The sequence below is a fragment of the Flavobacterium rakeshii genome (assembly GCF_009741375.1).
GTDB lineage: Bacteria > Bacteroidota > Bacteroidia > Flavobacteriales > Flavobacteriaceae > Flavobacterium > Flavobacterium rakeshii.
This window is the reverse complement of sequence record NZ_WOWP01000007.1, coordinates 1-3,502: the sequence shown is the minus strand read 5'-3', so window position 1 is coordinate 3,502 and position 3,502 is coordinate 1. Positions and strand designations below refer to the sequence as shown.

Below are 3,502 nucleotides of genomic sequence, written 5' to 3'. Positions count from 1 at the left end.
CATGTTGTAATCCTTTTGACTACGCTTTATGCGTGTAATTGCTTTGTCTTTCATAATAAGTCGAATTTGTGTCAACTTATTTCAGGACGAGACAAACCTTTGATTTATGAAAAAAGCAGTTTACTTAGCCTTTATGGCAGCAATGGGAACAGGGATAATTTCCTGTAGTACCGAAGATGCTATGGATAACGACACTACAATCCAACAGAAACAGGCAGAAGCATCTGTAGAGACTTATAAAGGAATGGATTTCTCCAAACTGTTTACTGATGTACACTGGAACCTGAATATCGACTTTTCCTTATTGTACAGTTATGCCAATATGCAGGAGCTAAAAGCTAATTCTGATAAAAACCTCACCGAAATTATTGATGAATTTAGAGATCTTATTGCCGAAAAGGAAGAAAACGGCATTACAGATATCGTTGCTACCATTGAGTTTAAAAATGGCGAAGCTCGGGTTAAGCAGTATCTTTTTCTGGATAACAGTTTAATGAAAGAAAAGGTAGAGTTTACCGGTAGGGACGGGGTAGAATCTATAACCAGTGGAGAGTACAAAGCACCAAATTCCATACTTACTACTACTGTTGACGGCGTTATGCCTACAGTAAGTGATTATTTAGTAAACAGCCTGCAAAACAGCGATAGTGTAGTGCTGCGGTTTAAGGTTAATGCTAAAGCCGGTAAGGGCAGTGTTTATATCATGTAAACTAAAAATAATACCTGTATAAAATGAAGAAGCCTGCTAAATAGCAGGCTTCCGCTTTTTGATAAAAATAGATATAGAGTAAAACAGAGTAGAGTAATGTTTAAATAAGTTAAAATTGCCCAAGAGACTTATAAGTTGAGCTGTGATCCCCCATGATAACGTACCTAACTAGCTCAAGGGCAATTAAAATAACAAAGTAATACTAAATATTAATCTCAAATAAGAACGTATATTAATCGAAGCACCGTGGTGCATTGTTTACAGTTTTAAAAAACTGCCCGAACGTATTGGCTTCCTTTAATCCCTCATGACGCAGGCTTAACCTCATTTCAGGCAATTTTTTTGAAGAAAATATATAATAGTAGGGACCTATTTCTTTTTCAAAAGCATTTAAAATGCTGCCTGTTTTGCCGATAGGTAAGGTTACGGCCTATATGTTTAAATGTGTACTATAATAAGCATTCACATAATGACAATCTTAAAAAAAATTGCCCGAAAGAAAGTAAGTTTGTAATCCCCCACAATGATAACGTACCTAGCTTATTTTTGCTTTCAGGCAATTAATATAAATAGCAAAGTAAATTCCTAAATAATACTTTTAAATAAATCCTATAAAATTTATTACACACTTGCAAACCCCTACCGGGACAAGCAAGGCAACCAAAATGAATGCTATTATTTGCCACCAGTTCTTAATTTTTTTTGAAAAGGCGTAATTAAGCATTGTTATAATTATAAGCGATATAACGATCGCGGTTAAAAACACATATATTGTTAGTATGCCAAGGCTATGGGCTAAAAAAAACGTTTCCATAATTTTAATACAGTAAAGTTGAAAAAGTAAATTGTCTAAATAAAAAATAAACAAAATTCTCCCCGGCGCAGTAGCAATAAGCTATTGCACTTAATTAACCGACAAACAACTGTTTGGACAGCACTTAGCTAAGGTGCTGTTTCATAATTGTTTTAAATGTGGTAGTGATTTTTTTAGTTGGCTAACCCGGTACCTGTTTTAAAATCAAGCAGGTCTTTTACATATTGAGGCTGCAAGTGCATGTATTCGTCACAGCTTTGTAAAAGTTTGGAGTAACCTCTTTCTACAGCAGCCCAAAAAAGTTGCTGCTCATCATCACACAGGCTGCATACTTCAAGTCTTCGGCAAATGGTTTTATGCTCTAAACTGTCAATAAAACCCCATCCCATTTCGTAGCGTTCGTTAAAACCCTGCGGTGGAATGTGCGATTTTAGCCTGTTGATAAGGTTTTTAGAAGTGGCCTTTGGGCTAAGGCCTGCTAACTCGTTTAAAGTAAGCTTAATAATCTCGTCATAACCTTTCCATTTAATGGTAAAGATTTGACCGGAACTTAGTTCGATAAATCCGCTTAGCATGTTTGTAATTTGTTTTTGGTGGATAATTATTGGTTGGTTGGTTTGTGTGTATTCAAATATTTTATTGCATTAGTTTTTTAATTTTAATGTTTTTATGTTATCCCTACTGTTCCGTATGGGATTTCTTTATCGTCGTCTTTTATTATCACTATGCCGTTTACCGTTAGCGGAATTTGCTGCACTTCTTCAAACAAATTGGCCTGTTCCAAAATCACTGTGTTATAATCCTGCGGATTTAACAAAAGTTTATGGGTTGTGTTAAGGCCCTTTTCAGTAACTACATCTCTAAGTACTTGTAAGCTAACGTTTTTACCTATATATTTTAAATTAATCATCATAGGTTGCTTAGTGATTTGATCGAAAATTAGTTAAAATTTTGTAAAAGATTATTCAATTAAAACCAAAAATCGATGAACGACGTAAATCTTCCTATAAAACGTTAATTTTTCCAATTATGAAAAACCTTAAAAGAATTTATCCGATTGCAATAGTGGCTTTTATGCTACTTTTAGGTACGGTTTCCTATGCGCAAAAAACCGTTATGGTAGGTGGAGCACCTATGTATCCTACTAAAGACATTGTAGACAATGCTGTAAACTCTAAGGATCATACTACCCTGGTTGCGGCTGTTAAAGCTGCCGGACTGGTAGAAACCCTTAAAGGCGACGGACCGTTTACCGTGTTTGCTCCAACAAACGAAGCTTTTGACAAATTACCTAAAGGTACTGTAGAGACCCTTTTAAAACCCGAAAACAAAAAAATGCTTCAAGGTGTATTAACTTATCATGTGGTGGCTGGTAAATGGAGTGCTGCCGATGTTGTTAAGGCCATTAAAAAAGGTAATGGTAAATATGTAGCAAAAACAGTACAGGGCGGCGAACTTACTTTTATGCTTGATGGTAATGATGTGTGGGTTATGGATGAGAAAGGCGGAAGAGCTAAAATTACTATTGCCGATGTGAATCAGAAAAATGGTGTTATACATGTAATTGATACTGTATTAATGCACAATTAAAATAGTTTGGATTTCATATACATGATTTAATCAGTGTATGGTTTGGTTTAAGTTGATTTATGTAAAAGCCCCGATTGATAATCGGGGCTTTTTATTTTTTTGTCATCCTGATGGCAGGAAGGATCTCTTTTCCGTTCCGACTGAAGCAGTAATCTCCTATTTATTTAGATTTTTCGACTCCACTTCGTTACGCTCAAAATGACAGTTGAGTGTGTCATCCTGACGATAGGAAGGATCTTATTTAAAATTTAAAATTCATCATTCAAAACCTAATGCCGTTTGCTCACTCTGATGTTTTCAGAGGTTGTCATTCCGATACGAAACGTAGTGTAGTGAGGAATCTCTGAACTTTGAATAGAGATGTCTCCTGCCGTCGACATGACATACTG

4 protein-coding genes are annotated in these 3,502 nt (G+C 35.6%); 2 read left to right on the top strand and 2 right to left on the bottom strand.

All coding sequences use genetic code 11. The annotated features are described in order from the left end of the window. Positions 1 to 106: 106 nt before the first annotated feature. Positions 107 to 709, top strand: coding sequence for a hypothetical protein (locus tag GN157_RS01755; protein ID WP_157481414.1), 603 nt, complete (start codon positions 107 to 109; stop codon positions 707 to 709). A 987-nt stretch (positions 710 to 1,696) separates the two neighbouring features. Here GN157_RS01755 and GN157_RS01750 read toward each other — a convergent pair. Both GN157_RS01750 and GN157_RS01745 read right to left on the bottom strand, forming a co-directional pair. Then, entirely contained in the window at positions 1,697 to 2,098 is a 402-nt protein-coding gene (locus GN157_RS01750; protein WP_157481413.1) for a hypothetical protein, read from the bottom strand. A 92-nt stretch (positions 2,099 to 2,190) separates the two neighbouring features. Continuing rightward, positions 2,191 to 2,436, bottom strand: coding sequence for a hypothetical protein (locus GN157_RS01745; RefSeq protein WP_157481412.1), 246 nt, complete (start codon positions 2,434 to 2,436; stop codon positions 2,191 to 2,193). A gap of 116 nt (positions 2,437 to 2,552) precedes the next feature. Between GN157_RS01745 and GN157_RS01740 the strand changes: the two genes are divergently transcribed. Continuing rightward, positions 2,553 to 3,113, top strand: a complete 561-nt coding sequence (locus GN157_RS01740; RefSeq protein ID WP_157481411.1) for a fasciclin domain-containing protein — start codon at positions 2,553 to 2,555, stop codon at positions 3,111 to 3,113. The last annotated feature ends 389 nt before the right edge of the window (positions 3,114 to 3,502 follow it).

Excerpts from the sequence above, each read along its gene's own strand:
- GN157_RS01745 (WP_157481412.1), bottom strand. The coding sequence starts at position 2,436 with ATGATGATTAATTTAAAATATATAGGTAAAAACGTTAGCTTACAAGTA.
- GN157_RS01755 (WP_157481414.1), top strand. The coding sequence starts at position 107 with ATGAAAAAAGCAGTTTACTTAGCCTTTATGGCAGCAATGGGAACAGGG.
- GN157_RS01740 (WP_157481411.1), top strand. The coding sequence starts at position 2,553 with ATGAAAAACCTTAAAAGAATTTATCCGATTGCAATAGTGGCTTTTATG.
- GN157_RS01750 (WP_157481413.1), bottom strand. The coding sequence starts at position 2,098 with ATGCTAAGCGGATTTATCGAACTAAGTTCCGGTCAAATCTTTACCATT.